The organism is Streptomyces sp. 378 (assembly GCF_030124145.1).
In the GTDB taxonomy this organism is placed as follows: Bacteria; Actinomycetota; Actinomycetes; order Streptomycetales; family Streptomycetaceae; genus Streptomyces.
On record NZ_JASKMS010000030.1, the window covers coordinates 1 to 24,031 of the forward strand.

The following is a 24,031-nucleotide window of genomic DNA, read 5'->3' on the forward strand; positions in this document are numbered from 1 at the left end:
TATGCAGACCTCGAAGACGATCGTGGCGATCAACAAGGACGCCGAGGCCCCGATCTTCGACCTTGTCGACTACGGCGTCGTCGGCGACCTCTTCGACGTCGTCCCGCAGCTCACCGACGAGATCAGGGCCGCGCATGCCTGATCATGGCCAACTGCCGCACAACCATGAAGGAGTTCTCCGCTGATGCGCGTCATGCTGGTCGGGCTGCCCGGGGCAGGGAAGGGTACACAAGCCGCGTACCTGGCCAAGAACCTTTCCATTCCGCACATCTCCACAGGAGACCTGTTCCGGGAGAACATCCGTCAGGGTACGGAACTAGGCGCGCAGGCGCAGGCGTACATGTGAGCCGGGCAGTTGGTACCGGACGAGATCACGATCGGCATGGCGAGGTTGCGGATGAAGCAGCCGGACGCCGTCGACGGCTTCCTGCTGGACGGCTTTCCACGCAGTGTTCTCCAGGCCGAATCGCTCGACCAACTGCTGAAGGACAACGGCAACTCGCTCGACGTGGTCCTGGATCTGGTTCTGCCGCAGGAGGAGGCCGTCACGCGCATCGCCGGCCGGCGGGTCTGCCGGGACGACAGCAGCCACGTCTTCCATGTGACGTACAACGCGCCGCATGAGCCCGGGCTGTGTGACGTGTGCGGCGGCGACGTGTATCAGCGACAGGACGACACCGAGGAAACGGTTCGCAAGCGGCTTGAGGTGTTCGACCGTGATACCTCGCCGATCACCGAGTACTACCGACTGCGGAGTCTCGTGGTCGGGATCTCCGCACTGGGTTCGGTGGCGGAGGTCACGGAGCGCTCGATGGTGGCTCTGCGTGAGCGTGGTCTCCGAGCGGACAGGGAAGACACACGTGACTGTGATCCGTGAGCTCGACGTCTCACTCGTGGTCGTGCATGGTCACCTTCAGGCGCACGTCGACCCAGCTGGAGCCGAAAATGAGGTAGCCGTCGTTCCACACGCCGGTCTGGTCGGGCTGGGGGATGGCGAGCAGGAGGGCGTACCGGTAGTGGACCAGGTTGCCGCTCTCGTTGAAGACCGGACGGCGGCGGGAGGCGGAGGGGAGCGCGAAGTCAGTCGCCGATCGCTCCGGTCGGGTCATCGGTCAGACTGGTGGCCAGCCACTGCTCCACCGCCGCGATGTGGACGGTCGCCGCGGAGGCGGCGAGCAGGGCGTCGCGTGACTGGAGTGCGCTGAGGATCTGCTCGTGGTCCTGGTGGGCGTTGTTCAGGGCGCGACGGGTTTGGCTGCCGCGGACGATGCGGACACGTTGGGTGCGGGTGGAGAGCACTTGCAGCAGCATCGACAGCACGGGGTTGCCGACGGCTTCGACGATCCTGAGGTGGAAGGCGATGTCGTGGGCGATGAACTCCTCCACAGTGGCGACGGTCCGTGACCGATCGAGGATGTTGCGCAGTTCCCGGAGATCCTTTTGCTTGAGCAGCGAGGCGGCCAGCCCCGTCGCCTGCGGTTCGAGCAGCCGTCGTACCTGGAGCAACTGCAGAGCCGTGTGGCCCTGGGAGACATCGGCGGCGAAGGAGAGGCTCTCCAGCAGGAGATGGGGCTCCAGGCTGGAGACGTACGTGCCGTCACCCTGCCGGGTGATCAGGATGCGCATGGCCGTCAGTGCCCGGACCGCCTCGCGCAGGGAGTTCCGGGACAGGCCGAGTTGTCCGGCGAGGATCTCCTCCTTGGGGAGCCGGGAGCCGGGCTCGAGTTCGCCGGCGAGGATCATCGCCTTGATCTTGTCGATCGCCTCGTCCGTCAGTGCCACGAGGGTGCCTCTCTGAGTAGGGGACGCGTCGGCCGGCGGCTCCGCCGGGCCCGACGGAGTCGCCCGCGGTACGCGGCTATTCCTGCTTCTCGCCGGAGGCGAAGCGGGAGATGATCAGTGCGACGATGATGATGGCTCCGTTGAGGAACTGGTTCCACAGTGCTGGTACACCCGCCAACGTCATGACGTTCACGACGAGTTGCAGCGTCAGCACACCGGTGAGCGCGCCGAAGATCGAGCCCTTGCCGCCGTTGAGGCTGACTCCGCCGATGACGGTCGCGGCGAAGACCTGGAAGATCCAGCCGCTGCCCTGGGTGGCGGAGATGGAGCCGTAGTGGCCGCTGTAGAGGATGCCGGCGAACGCGGCGAGGACGCTGCCGAGGATGAGGACGATCCACACGATGCGGTCGACGCGGATGCCGGCGGTACGGGCCGCCTCCGGGTTGCCGCCGATCGCGTAGAGCGCCCGGCCGTGGCGCAGCCAGGCCAGCGCGCTGCCGCCGATGGCGAAGAGCACCACGCAGATCCAGATCGCGGCCGGGACACCCAGCCACGACGACTTGCCCAGGTAGGTGAAGGACGGCGGCAGTTCCACGATGGACTGGCCCTCGGAGAGGGCGACCTGGAGTCCGCGCAGCATGGTGAGCATGCCGAGGGTGACGATGAAGCCGTTGAGGCGCAGCTTCAGGATCAGGAAGCCGTTGACGGCCCCGATCACCACGCCCACCAGCAGACAGAGCGGGACGGCCGTCCACTCGGGGAGCAGCCCGAGGCCCGTGAACCGGGCTCCGCTGGTCGGCAGGACCAACCACACGGCGATGACGGGCGCCACGCCGATGGTGGACTCCAGGGACAGGTCCATCCGGCCGCAGATCAGGATCAACGCGGTGGCCAGCACCAGCAGGCTCAGTTCGGTGGACTGCTGGGCCACACCGATGAGGTTGTCGGCGGTCAGGAAGGCCGGCGAGACGATGAACCCGATCAGGCCGAGGACGAGGATGGCAGGGACCAGGGAGAGGTCACGGAAGCGCCCGAAGTCGACCCGGCGGCGCGTGGCGTCCGCGGCGGCCGGCTCGGCCTTGCTCACTGCGGGGTCGGTGAGATCTGTGGTGGCGGACATGACTACCTTCCGTGCTCGTCTGTGCCGGTTGAGGCGGGTACGGCGGATGCGGGGGACGCGGTGGCGGGGGCCGTGCCGCCGCTGACGCCCTCGATGGCGGCGACGACGACCTCGTCTTTCCAGCCGCGGTCGAACTCGGCGACCACGCGGCCGTGGAACATGACGACGACCCGGTCACAGACCTTCAGGTCGTCCAGTTCGTCGGAGACGATCAGCGCGGCCTTGCCGCCGTCCGCGACCTGCCGGATGCGGCCCAGGAGGAACTCCTTGGACTTGACGTCCACTCCGTTGGTGGGGCGGATGGCCACCAGGACGTGCGGATCGGTGGCCAGGGCCCGGGCGACGACGACCTTCTGCTGGTTGCCGCCAGAGAGGGCGGAGACCGGGGTGGCGGCTCCCGGCGTCTTGATGTCGAGGTCCCTGATCATGCGTCGGGCGAACGCCTTGGTGCGGGCGGGCAGCACCGTGCCGAACGGACCGAGCTGACCGGTGACGGTGAGCGTCGCGTTCTCCGCCACGCTGCGGTTGTTCACCAGCCCTTGGAGGTGGCGGTCCTCGGGGACCAGACCGACCCCGACGGTGAGCGCGGACGGCACACTGCCGGTGCGCACGGTCCTGCCGCCGACCGTGATCCGGCCATCCTTGGCGCGGTGCAGACCGGCGATCGTCTCACCCACCTGCACGTTGCCGCTGGCGGTGGCGCCGGCGAGCCCGACGACCTCTCCGGAGCGGACCGAGAGGGAGATGTCCTCGCAGACGCCGGGCAGGGTCAGGTCGTCGATCGCCAGCAGTTCCGGGGCGTCTTCCCGCGCGACCGGAGACCCCCCGGCGGTGATCGTGGAGGCCGACTCGCCGGTCATGGCCTCCACCAGTGCCTGGTGACCGAGTTCGACGACGGGCGCGGTCAGGATGTGGGCCGCGTCACGGTAGACGGTGACGGTGGTGCACAGGTCGTACACCTCTTGCAGGTGGTGCGAGATGAAGAGGAAGGCGACGCCTTGCCGTTGGAGGTCGCGGAGCTTGTCGAAGAGGCGGTTGATGCCGCGGGCGTCGAGTTTCGCGGTCGGCTCGTCGAGGATGATGAAGCGTGCACCGAACGACAGGGCCCGTGCGATCTCGACGAACTGCCGTTGCTCGACGGTGAGGTCCTTGGCCCGCGCCGTCGCGTCGACGGCCACGCCGTACTCGCCGAGCAGTTCCTCGGCACGCCGGCGCAGTTGCTTCCAGCGGATGGGCTGCATCGCCCCGGCACTCTGCCGGTTCAGGAAGAGGTTCTCGGCGACGGTCAGGTCACCGATGACGGTGGAGTGTTGGTAGACGCATGCCACTCGGGAGCGCCAGGCGTCGATGTCACCGAAGGCAGGCGCCGGCTCGCCGGAGAAGCGCAGCGTGCCGGTGTCGGGTTGCTGGAGGCCGGTGAGGATGGACACAAGTGTCGACTTGCCGGCGCCGTTGCGTCCGACCAGGGCGTGCGCCTCGCCGGGGGCGACGGTGATACGGGCGTCGCGCAGTGCGACGGTCGCGCCGAATCGTTTGCTGATACCGGTCGCCTCGGCCACAGGGGCCGGAGTGCCGGGGCCGGTCGCCGGGGCGGTCGCGGTGTCCGCCATGGTGGATACCGTCCTTCGTGTGCGGAGGCTGGAGCCGAGGGGTGCGGGAGACTGCCCGCGTCGGGGGGGCGGGAGGCCGTGCGTCCCCCGACGCGGCGGGCGGGGAGCGCCGGTCATCCGCCGACGTTGTTGCCCCACAGGGTCTTGTCGTCGACGTTGTCCTTGGTGACCAGAGGAGCGGGCAGCTGGTCTTCGAGGCCGTTGGGCAGCTTGATGATGGTGGAGTCGTGGTCGGTCTTGCCCGCCTCGAAGGTCTTGCCCTCGGCCGCGGCCTTGGCGTAGTACAGCGCGTACTTGGCGTAGAGGTCGGCGGGCTGGGAGACGGTGGCGTCGATCTGGCCCTTGCGGATGGCCTCGAACTCCTGCGGGATGCCGTCGTTGGAGATGATCGAGATGTGTCCCTTCTGGCCGGCCGGTTTGAGCAGACCCTTCTGCTCCAGCAGCGCCAGGGTCGGCTGCAGGAAGACACCGCCCGCCTGCATGTAGATGCCGTTCAGATCCGGGTGCTGGGCGAGCAGCGACTGCAGCTTGGCCGAGGCCACGTCACCCTTCCAGTCGGTGGGCAGCTCGAATACCTTGATCTTCGGGAACTTCGTCTTCATGCACTCCGAGAAAGCCTCGGAGCGGTCGCGGCCGTTGATCGAGTCCAGGGCGCCCTGCAACTCGGCGACCTTGCCCTTGCCGCCCAGCTGCTCGCCGAGGAACTCGCATGCCTTGGTGCCGTACGCCCGGTTGTCGGCGCGCACGACCATGTAGACGTCGCCCTTGTCGGGCCGCGTGTCGACGCTGATCACCGGGATCTTCTTCGACGCGAGGGTGTCGAGGGTGGAGGCGATGGCCCCGGTGTCCTGCGGGGCCATGACCACGGCCTTGGCCCCGGTGTTCTGGAACACCTGCACGTTGGCGACGAGCTTGGTGACGTCGTTCTGCGAGTTGCTGATCGGCAGCGCTTTGATGCCGTCGGACTTGACGCCCTTCTCGATGTACTGCGCGTAGGAGTTCCAGAAGTCGGAGTCGGAGCGAGGCAGGTCGATCCCGATGGCGGGCTTGTCACCGCCGGAGGCCGCCGAGTCGGTGCTTTCGCGGTTGCACGCGGTGGCGAGTGCCAGGACCGCGAGAACAGCGGTGGCGGCTGTGGCGGTGGAGCGGGTGCGAGCGAGGTTCATGGCCGTGTTCTCTCCTTAGCCAGGGGCACTGGGGCCGCAGGGCGATGGTGGGGAGGGCGTACCTGCCTGCGGGGGAGGGGCGAGGTCGCCGGACGGGCAGTTGCCGATCCGGCGTGGAGGTGCGCGGATCATGCCCTGATGGGTGTGAGGGTCAGCCGGGGACCGGGGGATGCGGAGGCGGAGCGACCGCACGGAGCGAGCCGAATGGGCGTACAGGACCGTGCAACCATTCCTCCGATGTATCCCGGACGTCGAGGACGTTACGACGGCGTTGCCGACGTTGACAAGGGTTCGCCGCCACAGATGTGCGGGACATCACGCCCTAGGGGGCCAAGGCACTGTTCCGGCCGGGCCGCTTCCCACTGACACCCTCTGCGACCTGCACAGTTTCGACCTTGTGCGTGACGGGCGGAGCGCTGCGAAAGCTCACGATTCGACAACGGAGCCATCTGGGCCGACGGAGGCGGGGCCGGGGGGAGTGCCCGGAGAACCCGTATCCCCCTGGGTGCTCCGTCATGTGCCTGTCGGTGTCGTTCTCACCTGTGGAGGTGATCTCGCGGCTCACCTCGGATTCATCGGATGGCGGCTCGCGTGTCGACCTCGTGGCCTCGGGCGACCATGATGAATCAGCCCTTGTGCGGGCCTTACTGGCACCGTCGAGAAAATACATCCGAGGAATCCGTTGCCAGGCGCGATGTCCGCATCTAGGGTCACTGTGCCGCCATACATCCGATGACTGCAGAGGTGGATGAGCGGAGCCCGTCAGGGCAGGCCCGGTCCGGCGCACCGCAGGCTGCTCAGCCCTACGGCGACCCACACTCAGACGAAACCCCGCACGGCAAGGGAGCCCCCAGTGAAACTGCTACGAGTCGGCGCCCCCGGCGAGGAGCGACCCGCGGTCCGTACCGACGACGGCCGGCTGCTGGACCTCTCCTCGGTGACCCGGGACATCGACGGCGACTTCCTCGCCTCCGGGGGAGTGGACCGGGCCGGAGCGGCCGTCGTGGCCGGCGGACTGCCCGAGCTCGACACCGACGGCCTGCGGATCGGCGCCCCCGTCGCCCGGCCCGGCAAGATCATCTGCGTCGGGCTGAACTACCGCGACCACGCCGCCGAGACCGGCGCCGCGATCCCGCCCCGCCCGGTGGTCTTCATGAAGGACCCGGGCACGGTCGTCGGCCCGTACGACGAGGTGCTGATCCCCCGGGGCTCGGTCAAGACCGACTGGGAGGTCGAGCTGGCGGTCGTCATCGGACGGCGGGCCCGCTACCTCGACGGTCCCGAGGCCGCGCGGGCCGTGATCGCCGGCTATGCGATCAGCCACGACGTCTCGGAGCGCGAGTTCCAGCTGGAGTACTCCCCGCAGTGGGACCTGGGCAAGTCCTGCGAGACCTTCAACCCGCTCGGCCCGTGGCTGGTCACCGCCGACGAGGCCGGCGATCCGCAGGACCTCGGCCTGCACCTGAGTGTCAACGGCGTGAAGCGGCAGGACGGCCACACCAGCGACATGATCTTCCCGGTCGACCACATCGTGTCGTACCTGAGCCAGTACATGGTCCTGGAACCGGGTGACGTGATCAACACCGGTACTCCCGCGGGCGTGGCTCTGGGGCTCCCCGGCACCCCCTATCTCCGCCCCGGCGACACCGTCGAGCTTTCCGTCGACGGCCTCGGCAGCCAGCGCCAGACCTTCACCCAAGCGTGAAAGGCAGGACCACCTTGACTACGACCTCCGCCCGGATCACCGCCGTCGACACCTACGACATCCGCTTCCCCACCTCGCGGGAACTGGACGGCTCCGACGCGATGAACCCGGACCCCGACTACTCCGCCGCCTACGTCGTGCTGCGCACGGACGCGGTCGACGGGCACGAGGGACACGGCTTCACCTTCACCATCGGACGCGGCAACGACGTCCAGGTCGCCGCGATCGGCGCCCTGCGGCCCCACCTCGTGGGCCGCTCCGTGGAGGAGTTGTGCGCCGACCCGGGCTCGATCAGCCGTGACCTGATCGGGGACAGCCAGCTGCGCTGGCTGGGCCCCGAGAAGGGCGTGATGCACATGGCCATCGGCGCCGTCGTCAACGCGGTGTGGGACCTGGCCGCCAAGCGCGCCGGACAGCCCCTGTGGCGACTGCTCGCCCACGCCGACCCCGAGTGGCTGGTCTCCCAGGTCGACTTCCGCTACATCGCCGACGCCCTCACCCCCGAGGACGCCCTCCAACTGCTGCGCGAGGGCCGCACCGGGCTCGCGGAGCGAGAGGCCCACCTCCTGGAGCGCGGCTACCCCGGCTACACCACCTCTCCGGGCTGGCTCGGCTACTCCGACGAGAAGCTCACCCTGCTGGCCAAGCAGGCCGTAGCCGACGGCTTCACCCAGATCAAGCTCAAGGTCGGCGCCGACCTCGCCGACGACGTCCGCCGGATGCGCACCGCCCGCGCCGCCGTCGGCGAGGACATCCGCATCGCCATCGACGCCAACCAGCGCTGGAACGTTGGTGAGGCGGTCGAGTGGACCAACGCGCTCGCCGAGTTCGCCCCGTACTGGATCGAGGAGCCCACCAGCCCCGACGACATCCTCGGCCACGCCGCCATCCGCCGGGGCGTCGCCCCCGTGAAGGTCGCCACCGGTGAACACGTGCAGAACCGCATCATCTTCAAGCAACTCCTCCAGGCCGACGCCATCGACGTGCTGCAGATCGACGCGGCCCGGGTCGGAGGGGTCAACGAGAACCTCGCGATCCTGCTGCTCGCCGCGAAGTTCGGGGTGCCGGTCTGCCCGCACGCCGGCGGAGTGGGCCTGTGCGAGCTGGTGCAGCACCTGTCGATGTTCGACTACCTGGCGCTGTCCGGCACGACCGAGAATCGCGTCATCGAGTTCGTCGACCACCTCCATGAGCACTTCACCGAGCCCGTGGTGATGCGCGACGGTCACTACACGGCGCCGCTGACCCCGGGATTCTCCGCCACCATGCACCCCGAGTCCCTTGCCGAATACCGTTACCCGGACGGCGCCTTCTGGGCCGCCGACCTCGCTGGACGGGAGGACGTGGCATGACCGGCCTGTCAGGGCTCAGGGCCGTCGTGACCGGGGGCGCGTCCGGCATCGGGCTCGCCACGGCCCGCGCACTGGCGGCCCAGGGCGCGGCGGTCGCCGTGCTCGACCTCGACCCGGGCGGCGTCAGCGAACCGCTGCTCGGCCTCCAGACCGACGTCAGCGACGACGCCTCCGTGCGCGCCGCCGTGGGCACGGCGGCCGATCGGCTCGGCGGCATCGACATCCTGGTCAACAACGCGGGCATCGGCGCGGCGGGCACCGTCGAGGACAACTCCGACGAGCAGTGGCACCGGGTCCTGGACGTCAACGTCCTCGGCATCGTCCGCACCACCCGTGCCGCCCTGCCCCACCTACGCCGGTCCGCGCACGCGTCCGTCGTCAACACCTGCTCCATCGCGGCCACCGCCGGACTGCCGCAGCGCGCCCTGTACTCCGCCAGCAAGGGCGCCGTGCTGTCGCTGACCCTGGCCATGGCTGCCGACCACGTCCGCGAGGGCATCCGTGTCAACTGCGTCAACCCCGGCACCGCCGACACCCCCTGGGTGGCCCGGCTGCTGGACGCGGCCGACGATCCCGAGGCGGAGCGCGCGGCCCTCAACGCCCGCCAGCCCATGGGCCGCCTGGTGACCGCGGATGAGGTCGCGGCCGCCATCGTCTACCTGGCCGGTCCGGCCGCGGCGTCCGTCACCGGCACCGCGCTCGCGGTGGACGGCGGCATGCAGGGACTGCGGCTGCGCCCGGTGGACCGGCCTTGAGGACCACCACGCTGGGCGGTGGCGCCGTACCGGTCTCGGAACTGGCGCTGGGCTGTGCCGCGCTCGGCAACCTCTTCCACCCGGTCACCGAAGAGGCAGCCCACGCCACGGTGGAGGCGGCCTGGGAGGCCGGCATCCGCACCTTCGACACGGCGCCCCACTACGGTCTCGGCCTGTCGGAACGGCGGCTCGGTGCCGCGCTGCGCGAGCGCCCCCGTGACACCTACACCCTCTCCACCAAGGTGGGCCGGCTTCTCGTGCCGAACCCGGACGGCGGCGCCGGCGACGACCTCGCGAACGGCTTCTCCGTCCCGGCAACCCACCGCAGAGTCTGGGACTTCAGCGCCGACGGAGTGCTGCGCTCCCTGGAAGCAAGCCTGGAACGCCTCGGCCTCGACCGTGTCGACGTCGCTCTGCTGCACGACCCGGACGGCCACGCCGACCAGGCGCTGCGCGAGGCGTACCCGGCGCTGGAGCGGCTGCGTTCCGAGGGCGTGATCGGCGCGATCGGCATCGGGATGAACCAGTCCGCGCTGCCCGCCCGGTTCGTGCGCGAGACCGACATCGACGTGGTGCTGCTGGCCGGCCGCTACACCCTCCTGGAACAGGGCTCGCTCACCGAACTGCTCCCGGAGGCGGCCGCCCGCGGCCGCAGCGTGGTCATCGGCGGGGTGTTCAACTCCGGGCTGCTGACGGCCCCCCGGCCCGGCGCCACGTACGACTACGCACCCGCTCCGCAGCCGGTCCTTGATCGTGCGCTGCGGCTGCTCGCGGTCTGCGAACGCCATGAGGTGCCGCTGCGTGCTGCCGCGCTGCGCTTCCCGTTCGGCCATCGCGCGGTCGCGAGTGTCCTGACCGGCGCGCGCACTCCCGGGGAGGTGCGCGACACGGTGGAGCAGCTGCGGCGCCCGATTCCGGACGCCCTGTGGGAGGAACTGCGCGCCGAGGGCCTGCTGGACCCGGACACCCCCGTCCCCGCAACCGCACAGGTCGGCAAAGCCGCGCCGACCGGGGAAGCCATGCCGTCGAAGGAGCCGTCATGAGGGTCGCCCTGCACACCAAGGTCCGCGCCGACCGCATCGAGGAGTACGAGGCCGCGCACCGGGAGGTGCCCGAGGAACTCACCGCCGCCATCCGCGCCGCGGGAGTGCGGGAATGGACGATCTGGCGCAGCGGCACGGACCTGTTCCACGTGCTGGAGGTCGAGGACTACCCGGCGATGATCGCCGAACTCGACAAGCTGCCCGTCAACATCGCCTGGCAGGCCCGGATGGCCGACCTGCTCGACGTCGCCCACGACTACTCCGCGCAGGGCGCGGACGCCTCACTGCCGGTGGTGTGGCAACTGTACGACCTGTCCGTCCCCGCACGGCCGGCCCCGCCCCAGGAAACCCCATGCGCATAGCCCTCTTCATCACCTGCTTCAACGACACCATGTTCCCCCGCACCGGCCGCGCCGTGACCGAACTGCTGGAGCGCCTCGGCCACACGGTGGAGTTCCCGCAGGGCCAGACCTGCTGCGGCCAGATGCACTTCAACACCGGCTACCGTCCCGAGACGCTGCCCATGGTGCGCCGCTTCGCCGAGGTCTTCGCAGGCTACGACGCCGTCGTCGCCCCCTCCGGGTCCTGCGCGGGCATGGTGCGCGACCACCACCGTGTGGTGGCCGCCCAGTACGGCGACGCCGCGCTCGCCGAGGCGGTCGAGCACGTGGTCCCGACGGTGTACGAGCTGTCGGAACTCCTCGTCGACGTCCTCGGCGTCACCGATGTCGGCGCGTACTTCCCCCACCGCGTCACCTACCACCCGACCTGCCACTCGCTGCGCATGCTGCGCGTCGGCGACCGGCCGCTGAAACTGCTGCGCGCAGTGAAGGGCATCGACCTCGTCGAACTGCCCGCCGCCGAGTCCTGCTGCGGCTTCGGCGGCACCTTCGCCCTGAAGAACGCGGAAGTCTCCAACGCGATGCTGGCCGACAAGATGCGCCATGTGCAGGACACCGGCGCGGAGATCCTGTGCGCGGGTGACAACTCTTGCCTCACCCACATCGGCGGCGGCCTGTCCCGGCTGCGTACCGGCGTCGGCACGATGCACCTGGCCGAGATCCTGGCCTCCACGGAAGGGGACGTACGGTGAGCGGCGCCGACAACGTCGTATGGCTGGGTGCCCCGGCCTTCCCCGAGGCGGCGCGCACCGCGCTCGCCGACACCCGGCTGAGGGCGAACCTGCGCCGCGCGACCGGCACCATCCGGGACAAGCGGCTGGCGGCCGCCGCCGAACTGGAGGACTGGGAGGAACTGCGGGAGACGGCCGCGGCGATCAAACGGCAGACCCTGCGCCACCTCGACCACCATCTCCTGCGTCTGGAGAAGGCGGTGACCGCCGCGGGGGGAGTGGTTCACTGGGCGTCGGACGCCGCCGACGCCAACCGCATCGTGACCGCCCTGGTGAAGGCGACCGGCGAGGACGAGGTCGTCAAGGTCAAGTCGATGGCGACCCAGGAGATCGGTCTCAACGAGGCGCTCGCGGACGCGGGCATCCGTGCCTACGAGACCGATCTAGCGGAACTCATCGTGCAGTTGGGCGGCGACCGCCCGTCGCACATCCTCGTGCCCGCCATCCACCGGGGCCGCTCCGAGATCCGGGAGATCTTCCGCCGGGAGATGGGGGAGTGGGGCAGGCCCGCCCCCGAGGGCCTCACCGACGAGCCCCGCCACCTCGCCGAGGCGGCCCGGCTCCATCTGCGGGAGAAGTTCCTGCGGGCCAAGGTCGCCGTCTCCGGCGCCAACTTCGCGGCCGCCGACACCGGAACGGTGGCGGTCGTGGAGTCGGAGGGCAACGGGCGGATGTGCCTGACCCTGCCCGAGACCCTGATCACCGTCATGGGCATCGAGAAGGTCCTGCCGTCCTTCGCCGACCTGGACGTGTTTCTCCAGCTCCTGCCCCGCTCGTCCACCGGCGAGCGGATGAACCCGTACACCTCGCTGTGGACCGGCGTCACCGAAGGCGACGGTCCCCGGAACTTCCACCTGGTGCTGCTCGACAACGGCCGCACCGCCACCCTCGCCGACGAGGTGGGCCGCCAGGCCCTCGCCTGCATCCGCTGCTCGGCGTGCCTCAATGTCTGCCCGGTGTACGAGCGCACGGGGGGCCATGCCTACGGCTCGGTCTATCCTGGGCCGATCGGCGCCGTCCTGACCCCGCAGCTCGTCGGCGTCGGGAACGCGGCCTCGCTGCCCTTCGCCTCGACGCTGTGCGGCGCCTGTTACGACGCCTGCCCCGTGAAGATCAACATTCCCGAGGTGCTGGTCCATCTGCGCGCCGAGGCCGTGGAGGCCAAACGCCGGGACCGGCTGCTCCCCACAACCGAGGCACTCGCCATGAAGGCCGCGGGCGCCGTCCTGGGCTCACCGCGGCGGCTGGCCGCCGTACAGCGGCTGGCCGCCGTGGTAGCCAGGCTGGTGTCCCGTGACGGCCGGATCGGCGTCCTGCCCGGTCCGTTCGCCCGCTGGTCCGGCACCCGGGACACCCCGGCGCCGGCCCGTGAGTCCCTGCGCGCCTGGTGGCGCCGTACGCGACCACCCGCGACCGCAGACAGCCGTACTGCGGCGGAGAGGAAGGGATGACGATGAACGGCCGCGAGACCGTCCTGAGCGCGGTCGAAGGAGCGCTGTCCGGCGTGCCGGATTCCGAGAGTCCCGACGACGCGTCTCCCTCGCACGGTCCCCGCGCCGACCACGCGGGACCGGACGTCGTCGGGCTGTTCGCCGAGCGTGCCGCCGAGTACCGCGCCACGGTGGTCCGGGTGCCGCCGGCCGACGCCGCGGCGACGGTCGGTCGCGCGCTGGCCCGCACCGGAGCACGGTCCCTGGTGATGCCGCCCGGGCTTCCCGAGGACCTGGTCCCGGAGGGGCCCTGGTCCCTGCTGACGGACGTCCCGCCGCTGACCGTCGGACGGCTCGACGCGGCGGACGCCGTGGTCACCACCGTCGCCGCCGCCATCGCCGTCACCGGGACCGTGGCCCTCGACCACGGGCCGGGGCAGGGGCGGCGGGTCCTGACCCTGCTTCCTGACCAGCACATCTGCGTGGTCCGGGCGAACCAGATCGCTCCCGACGTACCCGAGGCACTGCGTCTGCTCGACCCCTACCGTCCGCTGACGCTGATTTCCGGCCCCTCGGCCACCAGCGACATCGAACTGGACCGTGTCGAGGGCGTGCACGGGCCCAGGACTCTCGACATCGTCGTGGTGGAGGACGCGTAGCCGAGGGCGCCGTGACCGTCCGGCTTCACAGCGCGGCCCGGTGGCCGCGCTGTGAAGGTGCTCGCTTCTTCCTCTGACCAGACCTCGACAGATCCCATGACTGTCGCCCCGGCATCCCCACGGTCATCCCGCCGCCGTTGAGGTCGGACCAGTTCAGACCGTCCGCGCTGTGCGAGAAGTAGATCTGCTGACCGGTCGCCCCGTCCCCGAAGTGCGCCATCAGGTAGCCGGGATCGGCGGCGGAGGCCCGCTCGCGCACGGTCAGGGCTTGGGCGGTGAACAGCAGTCAGGCGGCGACGAGTATCGCCGACAGCCGTGCGAGAACAGCGGACACGTACGTTCCCTGTCTTTCCGCGGGGGCCTCGATGAGAGTGAAAGTCTCGAGGGGAGCCCGTCGAAGTACGGCAGGGAACTGATGGGCAGGCACGCGTGCGTTCTGCGGGCGCGGGGCGGCCAAGCGCCCCGCGCCCGCAGAGGACCGTCACCGCCGCTCCTCACCACAGGTCGAGGAGGAAAGGGACGGAGGGCAGGGTCAGGAGGGGATGATCCGCCATTGCTGGTGGGTCTGTGACGTGTAGGGCTGCTGCTCGACAGCGGCTCCGTTGGTGGTGCTGCCCTCGTCCACGGCGAGCGAGAGCCCGCTGTAGCGGTTGATGAGGAAGTAGTGCCCGTCACCGGTGGGGGTGACGGCCCAGTGCTGTTGGGGGGCGCTGGCGTCCCGCCAGATGCCGGCGGTGCCCCCGTCCGCGCGGGAGAGACCCGCGATCTCCAGGAGCTTGCCGCTGCCCACACCCTTGATCTTGTAGTAGCCGTCGCCGGTCTTGACGAAGGTCCACTTCTGGTTCGTCTGGTCGAGTGAGGGCCACTGCTGGACCGCGGTGCCGTCGGTGGTGCGCCTGCCCACCACGTCGGCGCTCTGGCCGCTGTGCCGGGCGACCAGGCGGTAGACGGTGGCATCGCCGGGCAGTGTGGTGGACACCAGTGCCGGCTTGACCGAGCGGCCGCCGATCCTGACGCCGCTGACGTTGGCGTAGCCGCCGGTGGCCGCGTTGACCTGGATCCGTACGAAGCCCACGTTCCGGTTGGGCCACTCGACCAGCTTGGTCTTGCGGTTGCCGGCCCAGGTGCCGGTGGCGACCTGGGTGAAGGTGACACCGTCGGTGCTGGTCAGAATGGTGTACGAGGTGATGTCGCCGTCGGTCGCGTCGGTGCGGTTCCACTGCTTGGGCAGGTACTCCAGGGTGGAGACGTTGCTCCACACGCCGCCCAGGTCGATGGTGATGGACTGTGGCAGCGGCAGGCTCCAGGTCGACCAGCAGGTTTCGTAGCGGACGTCGCTGAGTCCGTCGATGGCGTGGAGCGGTCCCTCGCCAGTGTGGAAGCCGGTGGCGTACGCGCTGACCGGTGTGACGGGGTGCTCGGCGCGCAGTAGCTGGGCGGGGAGCGGCGGCCGGGAGGTGTTCGGGCTCCAGGCCGCGCCGACCTCGGCGAGCCGGTTGACGACGTTGGTGTCCAGCAGGCCGTTGCGGTTGGGCGGGCAGTTGAGGATGAACGAGGTGTACTTCGGCTCCAGGTCGGCCAGGTGCGACAGGATCGCGGCCTTGCTCATGAGTCCCTCGGTCGGAGTGGAGGGGTGCCAGAACCAGCCGTTGCTGATCGTCTGCCCCTGCATTCCGGCATAGGTGTTGCCCGCCGGTGCCGTGACCCCCAACGGCTCCTCGAAGAAGATCGCGTCGCTGAGGAAGGGCTCCGACAGTCCGCCGATGTCGATCATGACGCAGTCCGGCTGCAGCTGCTTCACCAGCGAACGGATCCTCTGGTAGGAGACGGCCTGCTGCCCCATCTGCCATGCGTAACCGTCAGTCATGAACATGTCGATGGTGCCGTAGTTGGTGAGCAGCTCGCGTATCTGACCGAGGATGAAGGTCATGTCGTCGGGCTGGATGGCATCGGTGATTTCGAGCCCGGTCACCTTGTGCCGGCTCTCCCATGCCTCGACGCCGAAGGTGCGGTCCCAGATCGAGTAGTAGAACCCGACCTTCAGCCCTTTCGCCCGGAAGGCGTCGCAGTACGCCTGGACGACGTCGTGCTTGTAGGAGCTGTTCGCGACGTTCTGGGTGCCAAAGGCGCTCGGCCACAGGGCGAAGCCGTCGTGGTGCTTGGTGGTCAGGATGCCGTAGCTCATCTTCGCGGCGACCGCCGCGTCGGCCCACTGCGCGCAGTTGACGCTCGGGGGAGCGAAGAGGGTGGGGCTCTGGTTGGGTTCGGCCCACTCCTGGTTCGTGAAGGTGCCCAGGCTGAAGTGGTTGAACATGCCGAACCGCATGTCGACCATCTTGCTCAGGTTGGTCTGTGTGTCCGCGGCGGCCGCCTGCGGCAGAAGGCCGGAGAAGCCGGGGACGATCGGTAGGGCGGTCGCGGCGGTCGCGGCACCCGCGGCGCCGAGAAACGTGCGGCGATTCATTCGTGATGAGGACATGGCCCACTCCTGTGGATCGATGGCATTGATTGCGGTGACGACGCCCCAGGTGCAGTCGACGTCGGCCTGGGTGCCGGGACATGCGCGGATGGTCAATGTGGCTGTGAAACGGCGCTCTGCTGGAACCTGCCGGCCAGGCGGGTGTCAAGCGGAAGGTGACCGCCCAAGGTTGGCCTCCAGGCCGTCGTGGGGTGGCTCAATCGGCTCGCGGGCAGGAGTGACCAGCCATCCTCGGACGGCGAACAGGAAAGAGACCACCCGCACGGTGTGTGCTCCGCCGCAGTGACATCGGATCTATTAAGGAGCTTCAGCGTGGAGTCTGTCCAGAGGATCGACAGAAACTCCGCGATCACAGCTGATGGCATGCTGAATCCTTAGGGTCAGCTACCGAAGCGCCGGATACGGAAGGTCCGATAGATCGGGTGAATGAGGGTGGCTGGGGCCCTGGTGAACGCGCCTCTGGACGCGCCCCCGCTGGGGTCCTGCTCCTGAGTAGCGAACTTGCGGGCGCGCCTGGCCCCGGCCGCGGTGTCACAAGTCCCTTTCACTCGGCGCTTGTTGCCGTCCACGTCTTCGCGAAAGCAGGTGGTCACGGCCTTGAGCGCCCTCCGGCCGGAAGGCGCCGTGAACAGCGGGCCGCGTAACTCCCGGGCACCATCGAAACGGAGAGTGACGTGCATCACATCACCCCATTGGTTACGTTGAGGTGACTGATTACCGATGGTGAGTATGGAGGTGCAACGGGAGAACTCGCCGAAGGAGAGGGGTCGACCATGGGATGGGGCCGCTCTCGTGCTCATGATCGGCGAGACGTTCGGCGGCGTGATAACGGTCGCGCAGTGCCTGGGGGCCGGTCTGCCGAAGACTGACCGCGCGTTGTCGATCCATCCGGAGTCGCGCTCGTCGCGCCTCGCGCCCAATCTGTAACAGTAAGTCGTACTGCCTCCATGCCGGAGGCGTGAGGAGTGTTGTCATGGCCAGTAAGAACGTCGACATCGCGCGTGAGTACTTCCAGGCCGTTCAGAACGGTGACCTGCCCAAGGTGGGCGAGCTTCTGGCCGAGGAGATCGTCTGGCACCAGCCGGGTGCCAACCGGTTCTCCGGTGAACACAAGGGGCGCGACGCCGTCTTCGCGATGCTCGGCGGGATGATGGAGGCCAGTCAGGGCTCCTTCGCCATCGACACGATCCACGCTCTCATGGGCAACGGCGACATGGTGGCCGCCTCGATCCACTTCGCCGGGCGGCGCGAGGACGCGTCCATGAGCATGGACGGCGTGGATGTCCTGCGCCTCAAGGACGGCAAGATCGTCGAGATGTGGCTGTACTCCGCCGACCAGGCCGCCGAGGACGCCTTCTGGGGGCAGTAGGCCGCCCGCACCGCTGGGGATGCTGCCCCCTGGATGATGTCGTGCAGGCTGCTCCCGAACGCTTCATTCCCTACGCTTCAGTCCCTTTGGCGCCCAGTCACGGTCGCTGGCGGGCGTCGTAGCTCTCGCGCGCCGCGAGTACCTCGGTGAAGTGTTCCTCGGCCCAGAGTGCCAGTGCCTGAAGCGGGGCATGCAGAGTGTGCCCCAGTGCGGTCAGTTCGTACTCGACCCGGGGCGGGACCTCGCCGTACACGTGCCGGGTGACGAGTCCGTCGCGTTCCAGGTCCCGGAGCGTCTCGGTGAGGACCTTGGCGCTGATGCCGTCGACGTCGGTGCGCAGGTCGCGGAAGCGCATGGGGCCTGCGCTGAGCGCGATGACCACCATGGCCGTCCACTTGTTGGCAATGCGGGCGAGTGAGGTGCGGGACGGGCAGGTCGCCGTCATGACATCGAAGGCCGGAAAATGTGGCACGTCACACGTCCTCATGGGTTGGGTCGAGGCGACTGTTACCGGCGGTAGGTGGAAGATCCGGCAGGCAGCATTTTTACCGAGGAGGTCGTCTGGCGCCAGCCCGGTGCCCACCCCGTCTCCGGCAGCCACCGCGGTGGGGCGATGTGGGGCGACTCGGGAGGTGGAGGTCCCCTCACCGCCGGGCGGTTTCTAGGGATCGTCGCAACACATGATCGGTTGTGTCAGACGGCGAGCAGTTTATGCAGGCGCTCGGCTGGGGTTTCCCAGCCGAGCGTTTTGCGTGGTCGGCCGTTCAGCTGGGCGGCGACTGCGTCGAGGTGCTCGCGGTTGTGGACGGACAGGTCGGTTCCCTTGGGGAAGTACTGCCGCAGCAGGCCGTTGGTGTTTTCGTTGGAGCCGGGCTGCCAGGGGCTGGCCGGGTCGCAGAAGTAGACCGGGACGTCCGTGGCGACGGTGAAGCTGTGGTGGGCGGCCATCTCGGAGCCCTGGTCCCAGGTCAGAGACCGCTTGAGATGCGGTGGCAGCCTGTGTGCGGCATCCGTCAGTGCGTCTCGGACGCTGGCCGCGGTGTGGTCGGTGGGCAGGTGGAGGAGCATCACGTAGCGGGTGCTGCGTTCGACGAGGGTGCCGATCGCCGAGCCGCTGTTCTTGCCGATGATGAGTCGCCTTCCCAGTGGCCGGGCACGGCCCGGTCGTCCGCTTCGGCCGGGCGGTCGCTGATCATGTCGCTGATCATGACCATGGGATCGGTGAAGCGTGGCTGTCGGCAGTGGGCCTGGCGGTGGGGCTTGCGGCGGGCGCGTCCGGTGCGCAGGGCGCCGGCCAGCTCCCGGCGCAGGGCTCCGCGTCCTTGCACGTAGAGCGCCTGGTAGACGGTTTCGTGGACCACGTGCATCTCCGGCCGGTCGGGGAACTGCCTGCGCAGAGCGTGACAGATCTGTTCCGGGCTCCACCGCTCGCTGAGACCTGCCTGGACGGCGGCCCGCAGCTCGGGGTCCTGGCTGATCTTCCGGGGCTTGGGGCGTGGACGGCGGTCATCCGCCCGGGCCTGGGCGGCGAAGGGACGGTACTGGCCGTTCGTGGGGTGCCGGTTGCGGCGGATCTCCCGGCTGACGGTGGAGGGACTGCGGCCCAGTTCGGCGGCGATCGCCCGGACCGTCGCCCTCTCCAGGAGCCGGTCGGCGATGTAGATCCGGTCGGCTTCCCGCCGGTACCGGGACACACCAGAAGGCGGCAGAACCGGTCTGGCCGGTGCTGCCGCCTTCTGCCGGCCAAAGGGGTTCCGGCCGTTACGCCATCGCTTTCCCGTACGGAGGTTGATGCCGACGACCCTGGCCGCCTCGGTGTAACTCACGCCTTGCTGCACGAGCCGGAAGTATTCCTCCCGCTCACGGGTCAGCTTCCTGCGGCCCTGAGCCACCGTCCGGGTCTTGCGGATCTCGAACATCGCACCCCTTGAACTGGGGTGTTGCGACGATCGCTAGAACCTAAGGACCGAGACCGACTGGGGCCAGTGGAGCGTCGAGGACCTCAGGCCGTACGCGGACACAGTGCTGGACGCCTTCGGACCGCGGCGGCTGATGTTCGGCTCCGACTGGCCCGTCTGTCGGCTGGCCGCCACCTACGCCTAAGTCGCCGCCGTCGCACAGGAGCTGACGTCAGCACTCCATCCTGCCGAACGCCACGAGGTCTTCGCCGGAACCGCCCTGCGGACCTACGGACTGACCGTCACCGGCTCCCCGGCCGCTCAGGAAGCACCATGCGCATAGCGCTGCCAACAGCGGCTCGGCGCTCTCCAGTAGAGGCGGACTGATGTTTTGTTATGACGTGCGCCACGTTCGTTCATTAGTTACGTTGAGGTGCCTGACCGCCCTTCGCCACCATTCTCCATGTGTCACGAGGATGGAGCCACGATGCCGAACTGCGCGGATTCTCGCACCGTCGGGCAGCCCGTGCCGACGCGTGCCGTCGAAGCCGCCGCGTGTTCCAAGCGTTCGCCTTGATCGTCGCGCCCCGCTGCTTCTCGCCGGAGCGCTGATCGACACAAGCGCCTCCGGCCTTCGACTGCGCCCGCCGTCCCCCAGTTCCGGGCCAACGCGGATAGCAGCGACATGGAAAACGATGTCCCATTTCCCCACCTGTACCCGGAGTGCCAGTGAACGTCTCCCTTGCCGTCTGGCTGCTGACAGTTGTAGCCCTGTGCGTGCTGGTGGCCGTCGATTTCTTCGTCGGCCGCAAGCCCCATGAGGTGTCCCTCAAGGAAGCTGGAACCTGGACGGTGGTGTGGATCGTCCTGGCCGTCATCTTCGGGGTCGGGCTGTGGTGCTTCGCCGGGAGCGGGCCCACGGTGGAGTTCTTCGCCGGGTACATCACAGAGAAGTCGCTCAGCGTCGACAACCTCTTCGTCTTCGTCCTGATCATGGGGAAGTTCGCGGTGCCCACGCAGTACCAGCAGCGGGTACTGATGGTGGGCGTCCTGATGGCCCTGGTCCTGCGGGCCGTGTTCATCGCGGCCGGCGCGGCGATCATCTCCGCCTTCTCCTGGGTCTTCTACCTCTTCGGAGCGTTCCTGATCTGGACCGCCTGGAAGCTGGTCCAGGACGCGCGCACCCAGGACCACGAGGAGGAGTACCAGGAGAACAAGCTGCTGAAGATGGCGGAACAGCGCTTCGGCGTGGCCGACCGCTACCACGGCACCAAGCTGTTCATCACCGAGAACGGCAAGCGGATCATGACCCCGATGCTGGTCGTGATGCTCGCGATCGGCTCCACCGACGTGCTGTTCGCCCTCGACTCCATCCCCGCGATCTATGGCCTGACACAGGACCCGTACATCGTGTTCACCGCGAACGCCTTCGCCCTCATGGGCCTGCGCCAGCTGTACTTCCTCATCGGCGGCCTGCTGAAGAAGCTGGTCCACCTCTCCTACGGCCTGTCGATCATCCTCGGCTTCATCGGCGTCAAACTGGTGCTGCACGCCCTGCACGAGTCGGGCGTCCACGTGCCCGAGATCAGCATCCCGTTCTCGCTCGGCTTCATCGTGCTTGTCCTGACGGTCACCACCGTCACCAGCCTGCGCGCTTCAAAGAAGCAGGCGGCGGCTGAGGCCGCATAGAGGACTGACGCATCACCGAGGCATCAGAGCGATCAGATCGCGCGTCATGGCATCCGCCTCGGCGATCAGCCGGTGCACGAGACAGCCCCGAAATGTGGTAAATCGGGGCAAGTTGTGACTCGGCCTGCCTGATATCGGACGATACGCTCAGGAGGGAGAAGCGCGATGGCGCACGATGAGATGACGGGCGGGGTCCCGGGCGCACGAGGTGCGGACCCGGCGGATCCGCCGCTGTCCATCCAGGTGCACGGGGCGAAGGTCCACAACCTGAAGAACGTCGACGTGACGGTGCCGCTGCGTCAACTCGTCGCTGTGGCAGGGGTGTCCGGCTCCGGGAAGTCGTCGCTGGCGATGGGGGTGCTGTACGCGGAGGGCTCACGGCGCTACATCGAGGCGCTGTCCACGTACACCCGCCGGCGCATGGCGCAGGCACCGCGTGCGGCGGTGGACGGCGTCGAGCACGTGCCCGCGGCCCTCGCCTTGCGGCAGCGTCCCGGAGTGCCCGGGGTGCGCAGCACTTTCGGCACGTCGACCGAGCTGCTCAACGTGCTGCGTCTGCTGTTCTCCCGGCTGGGATCACACCTGTGCCCCAATGGCCACCGACAGGACCCGACGATCGACGTGGCCGCGGGACTGGACCTGACCTGCCCTGTGTGCGAGGTGACGTTCTACCCGCCGGGCGCGGAGTCGCTGGCCTTCAACTCGGACGGAGCGTGCCCGCAGTGCACCGGTACCGGCATGGTCCGGGAAGTCGACGAAGCGGCTCTCGTCCCCGATCCGCAACGCACCATCGCCGAAGGGGCGGTGGCACCGTGGTCGATGTTCGGGCTGACGGTGATGCCGCAGGTCGTCGCCGAGTTCGGGGTGCGCACCGACGTGCCGTACGCGGAACTGACCGCTCGCGAGCGGGAAATCGTCCTGCGCGGCCCCGCGGAGCAGCGGCACATCAGCGTCCGGTCCAAGAACGGCAAGCTCTTCGAGCTCGACTTCACCTACCGCAACGCTCGCCGGGCCGTCGAGGAGGCCCTGAACAACGCCACCACCGAACGCGGGCTGAACCGGGTGAACAGGTTCATCAGCGCCCAGGTGTGTCCGTCCTGCCACGGCACCCGGCTCAGCGAGCAGGCCCGCGCCACCCTCGTCGACGGCATCAACCTCGCCGAAGCCACCGCGAAGACGCTCGACGAACTCATCGCCTGGGCCCCCACCCTCGCGGACGCCCTGCCGTCCGAGATGCGCCCGATGGCACAAAACATCGTCGCCACCCTGCTGGAGACCGCCCGCCGCCTGGTCGAACTCGGCCTCGGCTACCTCGCCCTGGACCGGGCGAGCTCCACCCTGTCGACCGGCGAGCGGCAACGCGTCCAACTGGCCCGCGCCGTACGCAACCAGACCACCGGCGTGCTCTACGTCCTCGACGAACCCTCCATCGGCCTGCACCCCTCGAACGTGGACGGCCTGCTCGGTGTCATGCGCGACCTGCTCCGCGACGGCAACTCCGTGGTCCTCGTCGACCACGACGTCCAAGTCCTGCGCGAAGCCGACTGGCTCATCGAGATCGGTCCCGGCTCCGGCACCGAAGGCGGAACCGTCCTGGCCACCGGCGACGTCACCACTCTCGGCAAGGACCCCGACTCCCTGATCGGTGGATTCCTCACCGGCCGCGAACCCGTCCTCGTCCGCCACCGGGCCGGCCGCGACAAGGTGTTCGACCAAGGGCGCATCCACCTCTCCACCCGGCCCCTGCACACCGTGCACGCCCTGGACGTCGACATCCCCCTGGGCCGCCTGACCGCCGTGACCGGCGTGTCCGGATCGGGCAAGACCACGCTGATCCTCGAAAGCCTGATCCCCGCGCTCCAGGCGAAAGCCGCGGGCAGAACGCTGCCTGACCATGTGACCGCGGTGGACGCGCAGGCGATCACCCGGGTGAACACGGTCGACGCCACCCCCATCGGCGTCAACGTCCGCTCCACGGTCGCCACCTACAGCGGCATCCTCGACGACCTGCGCCGCGCCTACGCCGCCACCGATGCGGCCAAGCAGCGGGAGCTCACGGCACCGGACTTCTCCTACAACACCGGCTCCCTGCGCTGCCCCCGCTGCGAAGGTACCGGCCAGGTCTCCCTCGACGTCCAGTTCCTGCCCGATGTCGATATCGCCTGCCCCGCATGTGAGGGCACCCGGTACGCCCCCGCAGCCGCCGACATCCTCCGCCCGGCCTCCGGAAGCCCGGACGGCGGAGTCTCCTTGCCCGAACTGCTCGCCCTCACCGTCCGGCAGGCGATCGAGCGGGTCGGAGACATCCGCCGCGTGCGAACCCGGCTCCAGGCCCTCATCGACCTCGGACTCGGATACCTCACCCTCGGCGAGGACACCCCGGCCCTCTCCGGCGGCGAGGCACAGCGGCTGAAGCTCGCCACCGAGCTGACCCGGAACCAGTCCGACACCCTCTTCGTCCTGGACGAACCCAGCGTCGGCCTCCATCCCCTCGACATCCGCATGCTCCTGGACGTTCTCCAGCGGCTGGGCGACAACGGCGCCACCGTCATCGTCATCGAACACGATCTGGACATGATCGCCAACGCCGACTACGTCATCGACATGGGCCCCGGAGGCGGCACCGTCGGCGGCACCGTCGTCGCCACCGGAACACCCGACGACCTTGCACATGATCCGCACAGCGTCACCGCCCGCTATCTCCGCCACCATCTGCACCCGACGAAGAGGTAGACCGAGCAGAGTCGAGCCATCGCTGCTGGACTCGGCCTCTTCGCTTCAACCGGACCCGCCCGGCAGAGAGGGTTCTGCGGTCCGATGGCGCTGGGTCGGCGCCTCGACA

20 protein-coding genes and 4 pseudogenes are annotated in these 24,031 nt (G+C 68.9%); 15 read left to right on the forward strand and 9 right to left on the reverse strand.

The features are described 5' to 3' along the window. A pseudogene (locus QNO09_RS31065) lies at nt 1–142 on the forward strand (electron transfer flavoprotein subunit alpha/FixB family protein); the annotation flags it as partial. A 42-nt stretch (nt 143–184) separates the two neighbouring features. Beyond that, a pseudogene (locus tag QNO09_RS31070) lies at nt 185–877 on the forward strand (adenylate kinase). Nucleotides 878–887: 10 nt separating this feature from the next. Here QNO09_RS31070 and QNO09_RS31075 read toward each other — a convergent pair. From QNO09_RS31075 to QNO09_RS31095, 5 genes are all read right to left on the reverse strand, one after another. Beyond that, entirely contained in the window at nt 888–1,109 is a 222-nt protein-coding gene (locus QNO09_RS31075; protein WP_283973585.1) for a hypothetical protein, read from the reverse strand. Continuing rightward, nucleotides 1,081–1,782: a FadR/GntR family transcriptional regulator gene (locus QNO09_RS31080; RefSeq protein WP_283973586.1), complete on the reverse strand. Its 702-nt coding sequence runs from the start codon at nt 1,780–1,782 to the stop codon at nt 1,081–1,083. Before QNO09_RS31080 ends, QNO09_RS31075 begins: the two co-directional genes overlap by 29 nt. A 76-nt stretch (nt 1,783–1,858) precedes the next feature. Continuing rightward, on the reverse strand, nt 1,859–2,902 hold the full coding sequence (locus QNO09_RS31085; protein ID WP_283973587.1) for an ABC transporter permease: 1,044 nt from the start codon (nt 2,900–2,902) through the stop codon (nt 1,859–1,861). A 2-nt stretch (nt 2,903–2,904) separates the two neighbouring features. Further along, complete coding sequence (locus QNO09_RS31090; RefSeq protein WP_283973588.1) at nt 2,905–4,512, reverse strand: sugar ABC transporter ATP-binding protein; 1,608 nt, start codon at nt 4,510–4,512, stop codon at nt 2,905–2,907. Between the two features lie 113 nt (nt 4,513–4,625). Further along, nucleotides 4,626–5,678, reverse strand: a complete 1,053-nt coding sequence (locus QNO09_RS31095) for a sugar ABC transporter substrate-binding protein (protein WP_283973589.1) — start codon at nt 5,676–5,678, stop codon at nt 4,626–4,628. Nucleotides 5,679–6,531: 853 nt separating this feature from the next. On the opposite strand from QNO09_RS31095, the gene QNO09_RS31100 reads away from it, so the two are divergent. From QNO09_RS31100 to QNO09_RS31135, 8 genes are read left to right on the forward strand one after another with little or no spacing between them, the layout of a single operon-like run. After that, nucleotides 6,532–7,383: a fumarylacetoacetate hydrolase family protein gene (locus QNO09_RS31100; RefSeq protein WP_283973590.1), complete on the forward strand. Its 852-nt coding sequence runs from the start codon at nt 6,532–6,534 to the stop codon at nt 7,381–7,383. Between the two features lie 14 nt (nt 7,384–7,397). Beyond that, nucleotides 7,398–8,735 (forward strand): L-fuconate dehydratase, encoded by a 1,338-nt coding sequence (locus tag QNO09_RS31105; RefSeq protein ID WP_283973591.1) that lies wholly within the window; start codon nt 7,398–7,400, stop codon nt 8,733–8,735. Beyond that, entirely contained in the window at nt 8,732–9,490 is a 759-nt protein-coding gene (locus QNO09_RS31110) for an SDR family NAD(P)-dependent oxidoreductase (RefSeq protein ID WP_283973592.1), read from the forward strand. The genes QNO09_RS31105 and QNO09_RS31110 overlap by 4 nt, the downstream gene beginning before the upstream one ends. Further along, on the forward strand, nt 9,487–10,533 hold the full coding sequence (locus QNO09_RS31115; RefSeq protein WP_283973593.1) for an aldo/keto reductase: 1,047 nt from the start codon (nt 9,487–9,489) through the stop codon (nt 10,531–10,533). Before QNO09_RS31110 ends, QNO09_RS31115 begins: the two co-directional genes overlap by 4 nt. Next, nucleotides 10,530–10,895 (forward strand): L-rhamnose mutarotase, encoded by a 366-nt coding sequence (locus QNO09_RS31120; protein ID WP_283973594.1) that lies wholly within the window; start codon nt 10,530–10,532, stop codon nt 10,893–10,895. The genes QNO09_RS31115 and QNO09_RS31120 overlap by 4 nt, the downstream gene beginning before the upstream one ends. Beyond that, nucleotides 10,886–11,626 carry a (Fe-S)-binding protein gene (locus tag QNO09_RS31125; RefSeq protein WP_283973595.1) on the forward strand — a complete coding sequence of 247 codons (741 nt, stop codon included), beginning with the start codon at nt 10,886–10,888 and terminating at the stop codon, nt 11,624–11,626. Before QNO09_RS31120 ends, QNO09_RS31125 begins: the two co-directional genes overlap by 10 nt. Continuing rightward, nucleotides 11,623–13,116, forward strand: a complete 1,494-nt coding sequence (locus tag QNO09_RS31130) for a LutB/LldF family L-lactate oxidation iron-sulfur protein (RefSeq protein WP_283973596.1) — start codon at nt 11,623–11,625, stop codon at nt 13,114–13,116. Before QNO09_RS31125 ends, QNO09_RS31130 begins: the two co-directional genes overlap by 4 nt. Further along, a complete protein-coding gene (locus QNO09_RS31135) occupies nt 13,113–13,754 on the forward strand; it encodes a LutC/YkgG family protein (protein WP_502962367.1) in 642 nt (213 codons plus the stop codon). The genes QNO09_RS31130 and QNO09_RS31135 overlap by 4 nt, the downstream gene beginning before the upstream one ends. A 25-nt stretch (nt 13,755–13,779) precedes the next feature. Here QNO09_RS31135 and QNO09_RS40095 read toward each other — a convergent pair whose 3' ends face one another. Together QNO09_RS40095 and QNO09_RS31145 are read right to left on the reverse strand one after the other, a co-directional pair. Next, the gene (locus QNO09_RS40095) at nt 13,780–14,013 is read right to left on the reverse strand and encodes a hypothetical protein (RefSeq protein WP_502962368.1); all 234 of its coding nucleotides are present in this window, start codon (nt 14,011–14,013) and stop codon (nt 13,780–13,782) included. A gap of 273 nt (nt 14,014–14,286) precedes the next feature. Beyond that, entirely contained in the window at nt 14,287–16,233 is a 1,947-nt protein-coding gene (locus QNO09_RS31145; protein ID WP_283973597.1) for an RICIN domain-containing protein, read from the reverse strand. Nucleotides 16,234–17,031: 798 nt separating this feature from the next. On the opposite strand from QNO09_RS31145, the gene QNO09_RS31150 reads away from it, so the two are divergent. Further along, entirely contained in the window at nt 17,032–17,160 is a 129-nt protein-coding gene (locus tag QNO09_RS31150; protein WP_283973598.1) for a hypothetical protein, read from the forward strand. A gap of 46 nt (nt 17,161–17,206) precedes the next feature. Continuing rightward, nucleotides 17,207–17,602: a nuclear transport factor 2 family protein gene (locus QNO09_RS31155; RefSeq protein ID WP_283973599.1), complete on the forward strand. Its 396-nt coding sequence runs from the start codon at nt 17,207–17,209 to the stop codon at nt 17,600–17,602. A gap of 97 nt (nt 17,603–17,699) precedes the next feature. Here the strand turns inward: QNO09_RS31155 and QNO09_RS31160 are convergent, their stop codons facing one another. Continuing rightward, nucleotides 17,700–18,089, reverse strand: coding sequence for a winged helix-turn-helix transcriptional regulator (locus QNO09_RS31160; RefSeq protein WP_283973600.1), 390 nt, complete (start codon nt 18,087–18,089; stop codon nt 17,700–17,702). 206 nt (nt 18,090–18,295) lie between these two features. Continuing rightward, a pseudogene (locus tag QNO09_RS31165) lies at nt 18,296–19,521 on the reverse strand (IS30 family transposase). Between the two features lie 40 nt (nt 19,522–19,561). On the opposite strand from QNO09_RS31165, the pseudogene QNO09_RS31170 reads away from it, so the two are divergent. The 3 genes and pseudogenes from QNO09_RS31170 to QNO09_RS31180 all read left to right on the forward strand — a co-directional run. Then, nucleotides 19,562–19,843 (forward strand): annotated as a pseudogene (locus QNO09_RS31170) (amidohydrolase family protein); the annotation flags it as partial. Between the two features lie 386 nt (nt 19,844–20,229). Continuing rightward, nucleotides 20,230–21,189 carry a TerC family protein gene (locus tag QNO09_RS31175; RefSeq protein WP_283973601.1) on the forward strand — a complete coding sequence of 320 codons (960 nt, stop codon included), beginning with the start codon at nt 20,230–20,232 and terminating at the stop codon, nt 21,187–21,189. 165 nt (nt 21,190–21,354) lie between these two features. After that, a complete protein-coding gene (locus QNO09_RS31180) occupies nt 21,355–23,922 on the forward strand; it encodes an excinuclease ABC subunit UvrA (RefSeq protein ID WP_283973602.1) in 2,568 nt (855 codons plus the stop codon). The last annotated feature ends 109 nt before the right edge of the window (nt 23,923–24,031 follow it).